Origin of the sequence: Clostridium intestinale, assembly GCF_035905475.1 — a bacterium.
In the GTDB taxonomy this organism is placed as follows: Bacteria; Bacillota; Clostridia; order Clostridiales; family Clostridiaceae; genus Clostridium_T; species Clostridium_T intestinale.
The window spans coordinates 2,066,802-2,082,254 of sequence record NZ_CP121166.1 but is presented as its reverse complement, the minus strand read 5'-3'; the positions used below and the strand labels follow the sequence as shown (position 1 = coordinate 2,082,254).

General features: G+C 29.7%; 19 protein-coding genes. All 19 read left to right on the top strand.

The features are described 5' to 3' along the window. Positions 1 to 99 precede the first annotated feature (99 nt). Complete coding sequence (locus P8F83_RS10765; protein ID WP_326514598.1) at positions 100 to 528, top strand: GNAT family N-acetyltransferase; 429 nt, start codon at positions 100 to 102, stop codon at positions 526 to 528. A gap of 17 nt (positions 529 to 545) precedes the next feature. Then, positions 546 to 1,037 (top strand): GNAT family N-acetyltransferase, encoded by a 492-nt coding sequence (locus P8F83_RS10760; RefSeq protein ID WP_315109468.1) that lies wholly within the window; start codon positions 546 to 548, stop codon positions 1,035 to 1,037. Positions 1,038 to 1,205: 168 nt separating this feature from the next. Then, a complete protein-coding gene (locus tag P8F83_RS10755; RefSeq protein WP_326514597.1) occupies positions 1,206 to 1,736 on the top strand; it encodes a GNAT family N-acetyltransferase in 531 nt (176 codons plus the stop codon). A gap of 24 nt (positions 1,737 to 1,760) precedes the next feature. Continuing rightward, entirely contained in the window at positions 1,761 to 2,276 is a 516-nt protein-coding gene (locus P8F83_RS10750; protein WP_326514596.1) for a 2'-5' RNA ligase family protein, read from the top strand. Positions 2,277 to 2,314: 38 nt separating this feature from the next. Then, positions 2,315 to 3,517, top strand: a complete 1,203-nt coding sequence (locus P8F83_RS10745; RefSeq protein ID WP_326514595.1) for a tetratricopeptide repeat protein — start codon at positions 2,315 to 2,317, stop codon at positions 3,515 to 3,517. An 11-nt stretch (positions 3,518 to 3,528) separates the two neighbouring features. Beyond that, complete coding sequence (locus tag P8F83_RS10740) at positions 3,529 to 4,254, top strand: AraC family transcriptional regulator (RefSeq protein ID WP_326514837.1); 726 nt, start codon at positions 3,529 to 3,531, stop codon at positions 4,252 to 4,254. A 140-nt stretch (positions 4,255 to 4,394) separates the two neighbouring features. Beyond that, positions 4,395 to 4,724: a tRNA-binding protein gene (locus tag P8F83_RS10735; protein ID WP_326514594.1), complete on the top strand. Its 330-nt coding sequence runs from the start codon at positions 4,395 to 4,397 to the stop codon at positions 4,722 to 4,724. A 337-nt stretch (positions 4,725 to 5,061) separates the two neighbouring features. Then, positions 5,062 to 5,427 (top strand): ArsR/SmtB family transcription factor, encoded by a 366-nt coding sequence (locus P8F83_RS10730; RefSeq protein WP_021801173.1) that lies wholly within the window; start codon positions 5,062 to 5,064, stop codon positions 5,425 to 5,427. A gap of 24 nt (positions 5,428 to 5,451) precedes the next feature. Beyond that, positions 5,452 to 7,725, top strand: coding sequence for a heavy metal translocating P-type ATPase (locus tag P8F83_RS10725; protein WP_326514593.1), 2,274 nt, complete (start codon positions 5,452 to 5,454; stop codon positions 7,723 to 7,725). A 348-nt stretch (positions 7,726 to 8,073) separates the two neighbouring features. Then, complete coding sequence (locus P8F83_RS10720; RefSeq protein WP_326514592.1) at positions 8,074 to 9,279, top strand: C40 family peptidase; 1,206 nt, start codon at positions 8,074 to 8,076, stop codon at positions 9,277 to 9,279. Between the two features lie 145 nt (positions 9,280 to 9,424). Continuing rightward, positions 9,425 to 9,937 (top strand): GNAT family N-acetyltransferase, encoded by a 513-nt coding sequence (locus P8F83_RS10715; RefSeq protein WP_326514591.1) that lies wholly within the window; start codon positions 9,425 to 9,427, stop codon positions 9,935 to 9,937. Between the two features lie 89 nt (positions 9,938 to 10,026). Next, positions 10,027 to 10,248 (top strand): DUF1659 domain-containing protein, encoded by a 222-nt coding sequence (locus P8F83_RS10710; RefSeq protein ID WP_073022459.1) that lies wholly within the window; start codon positions 10,027 to 10,029, stop codon positions 10,246 to 10,248. Between the two features lie 207 nt (positions 10,249 to 10,455). Continuing rightward, positions 10,456 to 11,055, top strand: coding sequence for a sigma-70 family RNA polymerase sigma factor (locus P8F83_RS10705; RefSeq protein ID WP_326514590.1), 600 nt, complete (start codon positions 10,456 to 10,458; stop codon positions 11,053 to 11,055). Positions 11,056 to 11,154: 99 nt separating this feature from the next. Then, positions 11,155 to 11,484, top strand: coding sequence for a hypothetical protein (locus tag P8F83_RS10700; protein ID WP_073022457.1), 330 nt, complete (start codon positions 11,155 to 11,157; stop codon positions 11,482 to 11,484). A gap of 12 nt (positions 11,485 to 11,496) precedes the next feature. Next, entirely contained in the window at positions 11,497 to 11,838 is a 342-nt protein-coding gene (locus tag P8F83_RS10695) for a hypothetical protein (protein ID WP_326514589.1), read from the top strand. 124 nt (positions 11,839 to 11,962) lie between these two features. Then, positions 11,963 to 12,643 carry a DinB family protein gene (locus tag P8F83_RS10690; protein ID WP_326514588.1) on the top strand — a complete coding sequence of 227 codons (681 nt, stop codon included), beginning with the start codon at positions 11,963 to 11,965 and terminating at the stop codon, positions 12,641 to 12,643. A 12-nt stretch (positions 12,644 to 12,655) separates the two neighbouring features. Further along, complete coding sequence (locus tag P8F83_RS10685; protein WP_326514587.1) at positions 12,656 to 13,180, top strand: nitroreductase family protein; 525 nt, start codon at positions 12,656 to 12,658, stop codon at positions 13,178 to 13,180. A 221-nt stretch (positions 13,181 to 13,401) separates the two neighbouring features. Then, complete coding sequence (locus tag P8F83_RS10680) at positions 13,402 to 14,382, top strand: aldo/keto reductase (RefSeq protein WP_326514586.1); 981 nt, start codon at positions 13,402 to 13,404, stop codon at positions 14,380 to 14,382. Between the two features lie 85 nt (positions 14,383 to 14,467). After that, on the top strand, positions 14,468 to 15,349 hold the full coding sequence (locus P8F83_RS10675) for a LysR family transcriptional regulator (RefSeq protein WP_326514585.1): 882 nt from the start codon (positions 14,468 to 14,470) through the stop codon (positions 15,347 to 15,349). Positions 15,350 to 15,453: the final 104 nt, after the last annotated feature.

The following is a 15,453-nucleotide window of genomic DNA, read 5'->3' as shown; positions in this document are numbered from 1 at the left end:
TATCACAACCTAGGGAAATTATATGTTGAAAACTTAGCCAAGTAAGCAATATAATATTTATAAACTAATAGATAAATAGAAAGCTATGGAGGGCAATAGATGAATATACAAGTTGTATATGGAGCACCATCAGCTGAGGATTATGTGAGTCTTAGGCTTCGTTCTGGCATGGGGAATAAAGATTTGAAAAGAAGTGAAATTGCTTTAAACAACTCTTTGTTCATAGTAGCTCTATATGATGAAGAAAAATTAATTGGCTTTGGTAGAGTAGTTGGTGATGGTGGAATAACCTATGTTGTGAGTGACATTATGGTGGACAAGGATTATCAAAGAAGAGGTTTAGCAGAACAAATTATGAAGGCTATTGATGGTTATTTTGAAGAAAATACACATGAAGATAGTTATATCTGCTTAATAGCAAATCGCCCAGCAGATTTACTTTATAATAAACACAAGTTTGAGTATTTACCTGAAAACAAGTATGGAATGCTTAGAAATCAAAACAATGATAATAAAAAAATTAAATAGCGAAGGAATTAATGGATATGATAATAAGAAAAGCTAAAATAACAGATTTAAAAGAACTATTAGAAATTTATAATTATGAAGTAAAAAACGGAGTTGCTACTTTAGATTTAGAACCAAGAACCTTGGAGCAAAGAGAAGAATGGTTTTATAAGCACAACATACACAACCATCCATTATTTGTTGCAGAGATAGATAATTGTGTAGCAGGTTATGCTAGTTTATCTTCCTATAGAGAGAAAGAAGCCTATAAGAGTACCGTAGAGTTATCAATATATATAGGAGCAGATTACAGAAAAAAAGGGGTTGCATCTAAGCTTATGGAATTCACTTTAGATGAAGCTAAAAAAGACGAAAGAACGCATACTGTAGTTTCTGTTATAACAGCAGGAAATGAAGCTAGTAGAAAACTTCATGAGAAATTTGGGTTTGAGTTTTGTGGAACAATAAAAGAAGTGGGAATGAAGTTTGGAGAATATAGAGATATTGAAAATTATAGATTAGGTGTATAGAAATATTAAGAAGTCGCAATATTCATAGATTGAATTTGCGGCTTTTTTACACTTAAATGCCTATATGATGTAAATCTTGTCCAATTATATACCATGATATGATATAATTGGAATAAATTAATTGGGGATCGTATTTAACTGGAGAAAATAAGATGGAAGGCAGAAAGTATGGAGTTACTATATAGAAAACTATCATTAGAAGAATGTGAATGTATAAAGGAAATAGATCCATCTCAATATATAGGAAAGGCATGGAGAGAAATAGAAGGAAATCGTCAACTAGTAGAAATAAACTACCAAGACGAGGATTGGCCTAATGGGTATGAATATCACATAAGTCATTTAAGAGAAACTATCTTAAATGGGGGAAGTGCAATAGGTGCTTTTAATCTAGATAATAAGTTGTTAGGGTTTGCTACAGTTAATCCACAAGTTTTTGGAGAAAAGTATAAGTATGTTTTATTAGATCAATTATTTATAACTTTAGATTATAGAAATAAAGGAATAGGTAAAAAGTTGTTTATGCTATCTACAGAGGAAGCACGAAAATGGGATGCGAATAAGATTTATATCTGTGCTGGTTCAGATGAAGAAACTATTGCCTTTTATTTTAAATCAGGATGTAAAGAAGTAGAGGAAATAAATAAAGAACTATATGAAATTGATAGGAGAGATTATCAACTAGAGTTCTCCTTATAAATAAGTTAGTAAAGGAGTGATATTATGAATACAAGAGTTATAATGATTTTTCCTAAGTTTGAAAATATGCACATTATAAATAATATCAGAAAGAAATATGATCCATTATCAGATTTTGTAGAGCCTCATATTACATTGGTTTTTCCTTTTGAGGATGAGTTAAGTAATGAGGAGCTTAGTCTATATTTAAAAGAGGCTTTAAAAGATATAAAAGCATTTGAGATTGAATTACAAGGTTTTAGAAAACAGGTAGACAAGTATGGAAACTACTTATTTTTAAATGTAGTACAAGGCATAGAGATAATTAAAGAGATTCATGATATTTTATATAAAGATAAGTTAAAGAAATTTGATTTAGGATATGAATATATTCCTCATATGACAGTTGGGAAGTTATCTTCTATTGACTTACTTGATAAGGCTTTTAAGGATGTACAAAAGTATAATGATAAATTTAACACTGAAGTAAGAAAAATATCTGTTGAAATGATTGGTGAAGTTGAGGAATCAATTATATTAATAGAGCAGGAATTGGGTTAATAATAAAGGAATATCGTTAGAATTTAATGGGGGAAAATATGAGATTAGTTAAAAAAAGAAAATCAATCTATACTATAGGTATTATTTGTATTTTATTTGTTATTTGTGGAGGTCTGTATATCAAAAGTAAAGGAATATTTATCTTAAATAAAATAGATATGACAAGTTCGGAGAGTGATGATTACAAAAGTGGTTTTGAAGAGACACATTATAAAAACTATAAAATATTACATAGCAAGGATGTAGAGCCGGCTCTACTGCTGGTTTTTGCGTATTTAGATGAATTAGAAGCGAAAAGTAATGAATTGTATGGATATATATCATCAAAGGAGCTTGTTATACAATTTGATTATGATGAGAGTGTATTTTTAAATAGGCATAAAACAAGCGGAGCTGTGTCAGATGTAGTGGGATATTATAATCCCTCAACTAATACAATGTATATGAATGTTAAAGATATTTATCATGATATAATATTTAATGGGAAGAAGACTAGATATGAAGATGGTGTTTTACAAGGATGGGGAGATTCTAAATTTAAAAGCACATTTTCTCATGAATATTTTCATTACATATATAGTAATTTTCTTGAAGAAAATAATATTAATATTGAAAATTTACCAATTTGGTTTAATGAAGGTATATCTGAATATATAGGAAATGAGGACGTTTATGCTGATAAAGACTTAGATTTCATTTCATTAAGAGAATTAAACAATAGTGGGGATTGGGAAAAAAACAATACTAACAATGAAAATACTAGTGCTTATATGCAGAGTCATTACGCGATCTATAAAATAATAAATCTAAGGAGCTCTAGTGTCATTAAAGATATAATACTTGGTTGTAAGGAAAAAATATTTAGTGAAAGTTTTGAAAATGCTTTAGGAATAAGCTTGGATGAATTTGAGGGGAATTTAAAAAATAATTTTAGTAAGGATGTAAAGCAATCTGGATGGGTTACTGATATATGGGCAAATGATCACTTAGATACTAAAATAAAATGTTTAGAGGACTATATAGCTTATAACGAAGATGATATAAGGGCTTATCAACTGTTAGGTAATTATTATAAAAATAATAATGGTTTTAATGTTGCGGTAGATTTTTTGAAGAAAAGTATAGAGAAGCATCCTGAAGAGATTAAATTATGGGCAAGCCTAGGATCAATTTATGAAGAAAATAATATGTTAGATTTGTCTGAGGAATGTTTTGATAAAGTAAAGGAATTAAGGAAATAGTAATGACTAAAATGAATGGAATTTTAAGCGAAGTAAGAGTATATAAAGATATAGTAACCACGCATTTTCATAAGTATGGACAACTTATATTACCAATCATGGGTAGGTTAGATATTAAAACTAAATATAAAGAGCTTGAACTTGATGAAAATAATTTGTTTTATTTACCTCCAAGTAGTATCCATACATTTAAATCAGAAAAGAAAAATGAGTTTTTGGTTTTAGATATACCTGAATATATTATTAATGAAAATAGTAGTGCTACATTGCATGAGGAAGTTGAATTATCCTTAGATGATAAATGGAAAGCAATTAGATTTCTAATCTTAAATGAGCTTAAAGATGGTTATTATAGCAGTGAAAAAATATCAAAGTTATATCATTACTTTAGTTCTTTTATATTTGAAAAGAGGATTGAGGATTCCATTAAATATATTCATGAACACTATAATGAGGATATTAATTTAAAGACTTTGGCAGATATTGAACATTATAATTCAACTTATTATAGTGAATGGTTTAAAAAGAAAACAGGGGTTTATCTTACTGAATATATACAGAAATTAAGAATACAAAGGGCAAAAGAACTTTTAAGAGATACTGACTTAAACTTAATTCAAATTGCAAATGAAGTTGGATATAATTATAACTCATCACTTACAAAAGTATTTAAGATACATGAGAAAATTACTCCTTTAGATTATAGAAAAAGAATCAGAAGAATGAATAAGAAATAACTTGATTTAGGATAAGAAATTTATTTTATTTAACATATAATATAAGTTAATAATATAGAAAAAGAGATCTATTTAAGACAATAGTTCTTTGTTTTTATATATTATTTTAAAACTAAAGCGTTATATAGGAGTGTGTTATAATGGCAACTTTTGAAGATCTTATGAAGTTAGATATTAGAGTGGGAGAAATAATTAAAGTAGAATTTTTTGAAAAAGCAAAAAAGCCTGCTTATAAATTATGGATTGATTTTGGTGATGAAATTGGAGTAAAGAAGTCAAGTGCTCAGATTACTAAATGCTATAACAAAGAAGAGCTTATAAACAAACAGATTCTGGGTGTAGTAAATTTCCCAGAAAGACAGATAGCCGATTTTATGTCAGAAGTATTAGTACTTGGAATTTATGCTGAGCAGGGAGTCGTATTAATTCAACCAGAGCAGGGCGTTAAGAAAGGTGATAAGTTAGGATGATAAAATGATCTATGATATAAGAAAAGCCTCTATAAAAGAGGCTTTCACTTGTATAAAAAATAGGTTAGGAGAATCGGTTATGAACAAAAAACTATTAACTATAATACATCATATGAATATATATAAGTGTTGTTACACATTTTGTTAAAAGCTAGCGGATAACGCATTTTTCAGAAATGAAAGATGTGTTTTTTTTATACGTTGATAAAGATATCTTAAAAATAGGATCAAAAAATATCAAATTATTTTCTGAGTTTTGTTGACATTAATTTCATAGTTGCATATAATGAACATATGAACAAGTATTCATACGTTTGTAGATGAGGGAGAAGATTTTATGGAAGAAAAAGAAGTTATTCAAAGCTGTAATTGTACAGTAATTCATGAGGATATAGTTACTAGAGTTAAGGATTGTATACCAAAAGAAGAGGTTCTATATGACTTAGCTGACTTATTTAAGATATTTGGTGATACAACAAGGATAAAAATATTATGTGCTTTATTTCAAGCCGAGATGTGTGTGTGTGATATAGCAGCATTACTTGGTATGACTCAATCAGCTATTTCTCATCAATTAAGAGTTTTAAAACAATCTAGACTTGTAAGATACAGAAAAGAAGGAAAGGTAGTCTATTATTCCTTAGATGACGAACATGTTAAAGGAATATTTAATCTTGGATTAACTCACATAGAAGAGAAGTAATTATTTATATTAGGAGGAGATTCCATGGATAAAGTAGTTGAGAAAAACATTAAAAGTGATTTTAAAGTAGTTAACAAAGGTGTAGAAAAACAAGATGATAAACTAATAAAAAAAGAATTTATCCTTAATGGTCTAGATTGTGCAAATTGTGCAGCTAAGATAGAAGATAAGGTATCAAAAATAGCTGGAATTGATTCAGCTAACGTAAATTTTTTGACTAAGACTCTAACAGTAGAAATAAATGAAGGTGATAGAGCTAAGGAATTAGTTTCAGAAATTAAAGAATTAGTTCCTAAAGTAGAATCTCATGTAAAAGTTGTTGAAGTTGGAAGTAAGAAGAAGGAATCAACAAGTCATTCTCATCATCATGAACATGGAGAGGAGCATGACCATGAACACGACCACGATCATGACCACGATCATGACGGACATGATCACGAACATGGAGAGGGAAGTAAAAAAGAAATAATTAAGTTTGTTATAGGAGCTGCGATATTTGGAGTTGCAAGTATAGCAAAATTTTCGCCTATTACTGAATTAATATTATACGTTATAAGTTATATTATTGTAGGTGGAGAGATTGTTTTAAGAGCTCTAAAGAATATACGTAGAGGGCAAGTATTTGATGAAAACTTCCTTATGAGTATTGCAACTATTGGAGCTTTTGCAATAGGTCAATATCCAGAGGGTGTAGCAGTTATGTTATTCTATCAAATAGGAGAGATATTCCAAGGTATAGCTGTTAATCGCTCAAGAAAATCTATTACTTCACTTATGGATATAAGACCTGATTTTGCTAATATTATGGTAGGAGATGAACTAAAGAAGGTGTCTCCAGAAGAAGTTCGTATAGGTGATATCATAGTTGTAAAACCAGGTGAAAAAGTACCTTTAGATGGAAAGGTGATTAAAGGAACTTCTATGGTTGATACTTCTGCATTAACTGGGGAATCAGTTCCTAGAGAAGTTGAAGCAGGAGATAATGTTTTAGGTGGAGTAATCAATAAAAATGGTCTTTTAACTATTGAAGTTGAAAAAGAATTTGGAGATTCTACTGTAGCTAAAATATTGGATTTAGTTCAAAATGCAAGTAGTAAGAAAGCACCAACAGAGAAGTTTATAACAAAGTTCTCTAGATATTACACTCCAGCTGTAGTTTTTGCAGCAGTGGCATTAGCTATAATTCCACCACTTGTAATTCAAGGTGCAACTTTTTCAGATTGGCTTTATAGAGCATTAGCATTTTTAGTTGTATCTTGTCCTTGTGCCTTAGTAGTATCTATTCCACTTGGTTTCTTTGGAGGAATAGGTGGGGCTTCAAAGAATGGTATACTTGTTAAAGGTGGAAACTACCTTGAAGCACTTAATGATGTAGAAATTGTTGTATTTGATAAAACAGGAACTCTTACTAAAGGCGTATTTAAAGTAACTGAAGTTAAGCCGCAAGAAAATACTACTAATGATGAATTGATGTATTATGCAGCTCATGCTGAAAGTTATTCGAATCATCCAATAGCTACTTCAATATTAAATGCTTATGGAAAAGACATAGAAAAAGAAGTTGTTGAAAATTATGAAGAAGTCTCTGGACATGGTGTTAAAGTAAGTATTAAAGGAAAAGAAGTTTTAGCTGGTAATTATAAGCTTATGTATAAAGAAGGTATAAACTACAATGAAGTTGAGACAATAGGGACTGTAGTTCATATAGCTATAGATAAAGAATATTATGGATATATAGTAATATCTGATGAAGTTAAAGATGATTCAGCCAAAGCTATAAGAGATTTAAAAGCTTTAGGCGTAAAGAAAACAGTAATGCTTACAGGAGATAATAAAGCAGTAGGCAAAAAGGTTTCTAAAGACTTAGGACTTGACGAAGTTCATGCTGAACTTTTACCAGATCAAAAGGTTGAAAAGTTAGAATTATTAGATAAACAAAAATCCTCTAAAGGCAAGTTAATATTTGTAGGAGACGGAATAAACGATGCTCCAGTTTTAGCTAGAGCTGATATAGGTATAGCAATGGGTGGTGTTGGATCAGATGCTGCAATAGAAGCTGCTGATGTAGTTATAATGACTGACGAACCATCAAAAATTGCAGAAGCAATAAAAATAGCTAAGAAAACAAGAACTATAGTAATGCAAAACATTATCTTTGCCCTAGCAGTTAAAGCAATTTTATTAGTACTTGTAGCTATAGGATTAGGAACTATGTGGGAAGCTGTATTTGGAGATGTAGGAGTAACTCTTCTTGCAGTATTAAACTCCATGAGAGCCATGAAAATTGAAAAGAAATAGTTATATAAATGCAGTCATTTAAATAGTGGCTGCATTTTTAGTATGTAGTTTACAACCTGTTAAAAAAGGATAAAAGGGGACCCCGTTATTTAGATAAATTTATTAATAAACAAATAAGCTTGTTCACAAAAAATTAATATTTATAAAATATTAAGAAAAATGTAAGAAATACATCCGCCAACTTTCGCAGTATATAAGGAGTGGTGGCATTTTTAAGAAATTGTAAAGGATTATTAATGGAATGAATTGACATTGGCTATTATAGGGACAAGTGTTATTATGATATTAGTTTACTGATAATCGAAAGGGGAAAGTGTTACTTATTAAGATAGTAATGCTGGTATGAAAATGAAAAAGAGAGTAATATCTGGTTTAATTACGACATCATTAATATTAGGAATAGGAACACAAGCGTGGGCAGAGCCTATAACGCAAGAACAGCAACAAGAGATTAATGACAAAAGTGCAAAGGCTGACATTGCTAAAAGCAAATATGCTGAATTAAAAAATAAAGTTGATGAATTGGATGCACAAATACAACCAATAGCAATCGCATTAAACGATAATAATACTAAAATTAGTAATACAAATAGAGAAATCGATAATACTAAAAAAGACATTGAAAAAAGTAAAAAAGAATTAGCTGAAAAAGAAGAGGTTTTTGGAGCTAGAATGAGAGCTCTATATAAATCAGGTGGACAAGAAAGCTATATAGGAATTCTGTTAAGCGCTAACAGTTTAGGAGACTTCATATCTAAGGCTCAAGCAGTTGGTAAGATAATGAGTTTAGATAAACAAATTATAGACGAGCTTGAAGCTAAACAAAAAGAATATGATGATCATATTGCAACACTTAAAACTAAGATTCAAGAACTTGAAGACTTAAATAAAGATAATAAAGTAAAACTAGACGAGCTAAATGTTAAAAAAGCAGAACAACAAGTGTATGTTGATCAAGCTAAAGTAGAATACGATAAAATAGCTGGTGATTTAGCTACTACTGAAAGAAACTTATATAGACCATTTGCTAACATAGTAAATAATTCAAGTAGTACAGTTGATGATTTAAACAATGCTATAACTACTCTAAGAGCATTAAGAAAGAGTGTTAAAAGCTCTACTGTTGACAATGAGTTATTTGACTTAATTGAAAAAGCTAAAAGCCTAGTTTCACAAAAAACAGCACCTACTATGAGTAGAGGTGGAAATGGTGGCAATGTATCAGGATCATCATTACTTTCAGTTGCATATAGTAAATTAGGAGCTACATATGTTTATGGAGCTACAGGTCCTAACGTGTTTGACTGCTCTGGATTTACACAATATGTATTTAGACAAGTTGGTGTATCTCTATCAAGAACAACATTTACTCAAGTTAATGATGGTGTACCAGTAAGCTACTCTAACCTTCAAGTAGGAGACTTAGTATTTACAAGTCCTGGACATGTAGGTATATATGTAGGTAACGGACAAATGATTCATTCCCCTCAAACTGGAGATGTAGTTAAGGTATCTAATATTTGGTCTTTCTACGCTGCTAGAAGAGTAATGTAATAAAAATGAATAATGTGGTTTTGGAATGAGATTCAAAACTGTTAAAGCTGATAAGGTTGAAGTTTATAACTTCAACCTTATTTTTGTATATGCTAGAATATTAATAAAAGTGATTTGAAATATATCAGAAAGAGAAGTGAATATTATGAATAACAATTTTGAAATAATAGAATTAAAAGAACTTACAAGTGAAACTCTAGAAGAGCTTTCATTATTATTAATGGATGTAGTTAATTCAGGAGCTTCAATTGGATTTTTAGCACCATTGAGTTTAGAGGTTGCAAAAGAGTATTGGAGCAAGGTTTTACATGATGGGGTTATACTTTTTGTTGTAAAAGTTGATGGAAGGATAATTGGAACTATACAGCTACATTTATGCATGAAGCAGAATGGAAAACATAGAGCAGAAATAGCTAAACTTTTAGTACAGCCTAATTCTAGAAGAATGGGAGTTGGAAAAACTCTTATGGAAGCGGCAGAAAAAAGAGCAGTTGAAGAAAAAAGAAGCCTTATAATATTAGATACAAGAGCAGGTGAAGTTTCTAATTTATTATATAAATCAAAGGGTTATATTGAAGCAGGAAGAATACCTAAATATGCGGAATCTACTGAAGGTGGGTTACATGATACAGTTATTTATTATAAAATTATAGAATAATTGCATTATATATAGAAAAGATATGGTAAAAAGATTATAAACTCCGTACTTGATTATATAGAAAGTATTATAATTAAGGGGGAATAATCATGGTTGAAGCTATAGAGACGTCTTTATATTTAATAGTTAAATATAAAGCTGGACTAGATAAGGAAGGAAAGGATATTTTTAGAAACTTAGTTTTTAGAAACATTAATCCAGATTCTTCATATGAGGACTTATATGCTGTAGGAGATAAAATAGGAAGAGCTTTAGGAACTCAGATATATAGCATTTCTAAAGAAACCACTCATGAATTAATAAATATTTAAAAATTTATAAAAAGCAAAAAGCTTGAAATGTAGTGATGGCCTAGTTTAGGAGTCACTACATTTTTTATTTACCTATATTTACCACGCAACATTGTAGGTTTTTGCATATATATAGAATTATACAGAGAAAAATGTATTAATTCTTATATTTAAGGAGAAAAACAATGATTTTAAATATAAAAAAAATAAACAAAGAGATATTAAGTTATGGATCGTTATATTTATATTGATGATCTTGTATCCCGTTGTAAATCTGGAGACAAAGAAGCTAAAAATATATTAGCTGAGGAATACTATGATATGGCAAAAAACTTGACTAACCAATATGTAAGAAAAAATACAATCAAGGAATATGAAGTAGATGAAATAATAAATCAATGCCTATTTAAAGTAATTAGATCTGTTGATAAGTATAGATTAGGAGAAAAAACTTTCACTGCTTATGCAGAAAAAGTCATAAGAAATTGTCTCGAGGATATAGGTAGAAATGTTGGAACCTTGGCGAAAACTAATGGTCATCAAAGCTTAATCATGGATGATATATTTGTAAGAACCTTGTCAAATAAAATTGATTCTATCGAAGATAAAATTTATAAAAAAGATATTTATAAAGCTTTAGAAATAGTTTTAAAAAGATTAACTGAAGAAGAATCAGAATTAATAGATTTTATATTCTTCAAAGATAAAACAGTAAAAGCCTATTCAGATTATAAAAATGTTCCTTATATGCATGCAATAAGATATAGAGATAAGACTCTTTATAAATTAAAAGTTCTATTACAAGAAGAAGGATATACAGAAATTTGAGTAAGGTAAAAGAGAGATAGCTATGGATTTTATAGCTATCTCTTTTTATGAATATTATTATATTTAATACGTAAAATAAAAACGAAAGGTGTGTGAAAAATGAGAAGATTTATTAAGGTATTTCTAATTATTTTATGTTTATCTTTTAATATAGTTACAAGCAAATCTGCTTTTGCAGTTAGTAATGTATTTAAACAAGGAATTTATACTTTATCAGATCTTAATATATCAAAGTCTGGTGTGTTCACTATTCAAAACGTTTCAACAGCAGATAAAATGTACTTATATATCTTGGATGAAAATTTAGTTATAGTAGAATCTATACGTCTTTTACCAACTATACAAAAGCTTGATACAGTGCCACTAAAATCTAGTTATACTATTTTGGTTGTTGGCAAAGGGCAGGTATATCTAAGTCCTAAAGAATAAAGGAGTAATATAATGAAGAAGTGTATCGTTTTATTTTTAATTTTTTTATGTCTATTTTTTAATATAAATCTCTCAAAGCGTGTATTTGCAGTTGAAGCAAGTTATAAAGAAGGAATATATAATTTAGCTGATTTTAATATTTCTGAAGGCAACATATACTCAGTTAATAATATTTCAAAAACAGATCCAGTTCTTGTACTAATTTTTGATAAAGAATATATTCCGATTCAACATATAGAACTTGACCCTAATTCAACTAAAATAGATACAATCCCTATGAAACCAGAATATTTACTTGTGGTAACAGGTAAAGGAGAAGTAACAATTACTCCAAAACAAACCAAAACAAATTAGTCACTAAATACAAATATCCTAAAACTCAGAACTGAATTTTAGGATATTTTTTCTTTATTTAATATGAATAAATTGGAATGTGGTATAATTAGGATAATTCAATAAGTAAAAGAGGGGGTTTAGTATGGATTTTAAAACTTGGAATAAACATTTAAAAGAATTGAGGGAAATAATTCTAAAAAAAGATAAAGTTGAGGAAAGTAAGGCTTTAGCTAGGATGGTACATTCTATGGTACACTCATCTTATGTATCAGGAACTGATGAGAAAACTTTTGAAGATGAGCTTTTAGAAGACTTAGAGGATGAAATATTTAGAACTTCAATTAATGAAAAAGGACGTACTATAGCATATGGATTATGGCACTCTAGTAGAATTGAAGACATAACAATGAATTTATTAGTTGCAGGAGATGAGCAAGTATTTAATTCTGGAAATTGGAAAGAAAAAATAAATACTGAAATTATTGACACTGGAAATGCTTTAAGTTCTGAAGAGATATTAGAGTTTAGCAAAAATATAAATATACAAGAGCTAAAAAACTATAGAATAGCTGTAGGTAAAAAAACAAGGACAATCATAGGAAACTTAGCTAATGAAGATATGAAAAGAAAGTTTGATAAAGAAAAATTACAAAGGATTATAGATGAAGGAGCGGTTCTAGATGTGGAAGCTTCAAATTGGCTCATAGATTTCTGGGGAAGAAAAAATGTGGCAGGTATCATATTAATGCCAGCAACAAGACATAATATGGTACATATAAACGAATCTTTAAGTGCCAAAAAAAAAAGCATTTCTAAAAGATAAAGGAGGATTAACATGAATCAAACAATTAAAGATTTACTAGAAAGAAGAAGTATAAGGAAATACAAATCCGAACAGATTTCAAATGAAGAGTTAGATATAATTCTTAAAGCAGGTAGCTATGCTCCAAGTTCTATGGGAAAGCAAAGTGCCATACTAATTGCAGTTCAAGATAAAGAGACTATTGAAGAGTTAGAAAAGTTAAATGCAAGCTTTAGCCCAAATCCTAAGAGCAAACCTTTTTATGGAGCTCCTACGGTTGTTCTTGTACTAGGGGATAAAAACAATAAAAATAATATAAAAGATGGAAGTTTATGCATGGGTAATATGATGAATGCTGCACATTCACTAAATATAGGTTCTTGTTGGATTAACCGTGTTTATGAGACATTTGAATCAGAAGAAGGAAAAGTTTTGTTAAAAAAATGGGGAGTTGATGGGGAGTATAGTGGAGTTGGAGCTTGTATTCTTGGTTATCCAGACTGTGAACGTCCTAATCCTGCGGTTAGAAAAGAAAATTATATATACTATATTAAATAAAAAGAGAGTAGAATCTATTGCACTTGTTAAATAAATTAGTGTAGTAGATTTTTTTCTTAAAAAGTCTTGACTTGGAGTTAACTCTAAATAGTAGACTTAATTTAAGTAATGGTTAGAAGAAATTAAGTTACCTGTATATCTAATCAGAATTTGATAAAACATATAATAGGGTTTAGAAGAATTTTATAATAATTAAATTTGTTTGAGGAGAGGATTAAAACATGGAATATATAAAGTTTGGTAATACAGGAATGGATGTTTCAAGACTTTGTCTTGGATGTATGAGTTTTGGAGATTCTGAAAAGTGGATTCATCAATGGGTTCTTAATGAGGAGAAAAGTCGTCCTATAATAAAGAAGGCTCTTGAATTAGGGATTAACTTTTTTGATACAGCTAATGTATATTCAGGGGGAACAAGTGAAGAGATTCTTGGAAGAGCCTTGAAAGATTATGCAAATAGAGATGAAATAGTTATTACAACGAAGGTGCATGGACAGATGCATAAAGGACCAAATGGTTCAGGCCTTTCTAGAAAAGCAATTATGAGTGAAATTGATAAAAGTATTAAACGTCTAGGAACGGATTATGTAGATCTTTATATAATTCATAGATGGGATTATAATACACCAATTGAAGAGACTATGGAGGCATTACATGATGTTGTAAAGGCTGGTAAGGCAAGATACATAGGGGCTTCTTCTATGGCAGCATATCAATTTCAAAAAGCTTTGTATGTAGCTGAGAAAAATGGATGGACTAAGTTTGTATCTATGCAAAACCATTATAATCTTTTATATCGTGAAGAAGAGAGAGAAATGATGCCTCTTTGTATAGAAGAAAAAATAGCTATGACTCCATATAGTCCACTTGCAGCAGGCAGACTTACACGTGATTTGGCTGAAAAAACATATCGTTCTGAAACAGATGAAATTGCCAAGTTTAAGTATGATACTACAGCAGATACTGATAGATTAGTGGTAGAAATAGTTGCAGAGATTGCTAAAAAACGTGGTGTTCCAAGAGCTCAAATAGCACTTGCTTGGCTTCTTCATAAAGAACCTATTACAGCTCCAATAATTGGTGCAACTAAAATATCTCATCTTGAAGATGGAGTAGGGGCGTTAGATGTTAAGCTTACACCAGAAGAAATTTCATTATTAGAAGAACCATATGTGCCACATGCAGTAACCTTTGTCAAATAAATTGTATTGATGGTGCTATAGAAATGTTTTTATAGCCCTTCTTTATTTTAAAATATTTATGGAAAAAATATACGGAGATTTTAATATGGAAATAAGGGTATTAAAGTACTTTTTAACAGTAGCAAGAGTAGAGAATATAACTAAAGCAGCAGAGCTATTACATATTACACAACCAACATTATCACGTCAATTAATGCAATTAGAAGAGGAATTAAGAACACAGCTATTTATAAGAGGAAAAAATAAGATAGCTCTTACTGAAGATGGAATGCTTCTTAAGAGAAGAGCAGAAGAAATTATTGATTTAGCTGATAAAACAGAAAGAGAGTTTAGTGAGCAAGATGATTTAATTGGCGGAGAGGTATTTATAGGAGCTGCTGAAATAAATTCAATGTATGTATTATCAGATATAATTCAAGGATTCAGAGAGAAATATCCGAGAGTTAAATATAATTTCCATAGTGGTAATGCTGATGATGTAAAAGAAAAAATGGATAAAGGATTAATTGATATAGGTCTACTTCTAGAACCTGTAAATATTGAAAAATATGATTTTATAAGGCTTCATCAGAAAGAAACTTGGGGGATTTTAATGAGTAAAGACAGTCCTTTAGCTCAAAAAGAATATATAGAAAAACAAGATTTGATTGGAATACCTATAATAAATACAAAACGTGCAATTGTTCAAAATGAAATAGAAAACTGGTTAGGGGTAGATTTTGAAAAACTAGATATCGTTGCAACCTACAATCTTATTTATAATGTAGCTATTCTTGTTGAGAAAGGTTTTGGCTATGCTATATGTCTAGAAAGATTAGTTAATATTAATGATGAAACAAAAACCTGTTTTAAACCTTTTTATCCTGAGTTACAAACAGGCTGCGTTATAGCATGGAAGAAACATCAAGTTTTTTCCAAGTCTACAACTAAGTTTATAGAACATATTAAGGATGCTTTTAAAGCATAATTAAACAAAGAATATATTGTGAATCCATTACTGATAAAAGCTGTACATTTATTTATGTACGGCTTTTATCATGCCTTTTAAGCATTAATGCTGATGAAATATAA

What these genes read in the sequence shown, in the direction of transcription:
- P8F83_RS10750 (WP_326514596.1), top strand. Translation starts at nt 1,761, where the DNA reads ATGAATACAAGAGTTATAATGATTTTTCCTAAGTTTGAAAATATGCAC.
- P8F83_RS10675 (WP_326514585.1), top strand. Translation starts at nt 14,468, where the DNA reads ATGGAAATAAGGGTATTAAAGTACTTTTTAACAGTAGCAAGAGTAGAG.
- P8F83_RS10720 (WP_326514592.1), top strand. Translation starts at nt 8,074, where the DNA reads ATGAAAAAGAGAGTAATATCTGGTTTAATTACGACATCATTAATATTA.
- P8F83_RS10680 (WP_326514586.1), top strand. Translation starts at nt 13,402, where the DNA reads ATGGAATATATAAAGTTTGGTAATACAGGAATGGATGTTTCAAGACTT.
- P8F83_RS10725 (WP_326514593.1), top strand. Translation starts at nt 5,452, where the DNA reads ATGGATAAAGTAGTTGAGAAAAACATTAAAAGTGATTTTAAAGTAGTT.
- P8F83_RS10715 (WP_326514591.1), top strand. Translation starts at nt 9,425, where the DNA reads ATGAATAACAATTTTGAAATAATAGAATTAAAAGAACTTACAAGTGAA.
- P8F83_RS10730 (WP_021801173.1), top strand. Translation starts at nt 5,062, where the DNA reads ATGGAAGAAAAAGAAGTTATTCAAAGCTGTAATTGTACAGTAATTCAT.
- P8F83_RS10740 (WP_326514837.1), top strand. Translation starts at nt 3,529, where the DNA reads ATGAATGGAATTTTAAGCGAAGTAAGAGTATATAAAGATATAGTAACC.
- P8F83_RS10695 (WP_326514589.1), top strand. Translation starts at nt 11,497, where the DNA reads ATGAAGAAGTGTATCGTTTTATTTTTAATTTTTTTATGTCTATTTTTT.
- P8F83_RS10735 (WP_326514594.1), top strand. Translation starts at nt 4,395, where the DNA reads ATGGCAACTTTTGAAGATCTTATGAAGTTAGATATTAGAGTGGGAGAA.
- P8F83_RS10690 (WP_326514588.1), top strand. Translation starts at nt 11,963, where the DNA reads ATGGATTTTAAAACTTGGAATAAACATTTAAAAGAATTGAGGGAAATA.
- P8F83_RS10700 (WP_073022457.1), top strand. Translation starts at nt 11,155, where the DNA reads ATGAGAAGATTTATTAAGGTATTTCTAATTATTTTATGTTTATCTTTT.
- P8F83_RS10760 (WP_315109468.1), top strand. Translation starts at nt 546, where the DNA reads ATGATAATAAGAAAAGCTAAAATAACAGATTTAAAAGAACTATTAGAA.
- P8F83_RS10685 (WP_326514587.1), top strand. Translation starts at nt 12,656, where the DNA reads ATGAATCAAACAATTAAAGATTTACTAGAAAGAAGAAGTATAAGGAAA.
- P8F83_RS10705 (WP_326514590.1), top strand. Translation starts at nt 10,456, where the DNA reads ATGGATCGTTATATTTATATTGATGATCTTGTATCCCGTTGTAAATCT.
- P8F83_RS10745 (WP_326514595.1), top strand. Translation starts at nt 2,315, where the DNA reads ATGAGATTAGTTAAAAAAAGAAAATCAATCTATACTATAGGTATTATT.
- P8F83_RS10765 (WP_326514598.1), top strand. Translation starts at nt 100, where the DNA reads ATGAATATACAAGTTGTATATGGAGCACCATCAGCTGAGGATTATGTG.
- P8F83_RS10710 (WP_073022459.1), top strand. Translation starts at nt 10,027, where the DNA reads ATGGTTGAAGCTATAGAGACGTCTTTATATTTAATAGTTAAATATAAA.
- P8F83_RS10755 (WP_326514597.1), top strand. Translation starts at nt 1,206, where the DNA reads ATGGAGTTACTATATAGAAAACTATCATTAGAAGAATGTGAATGTATA.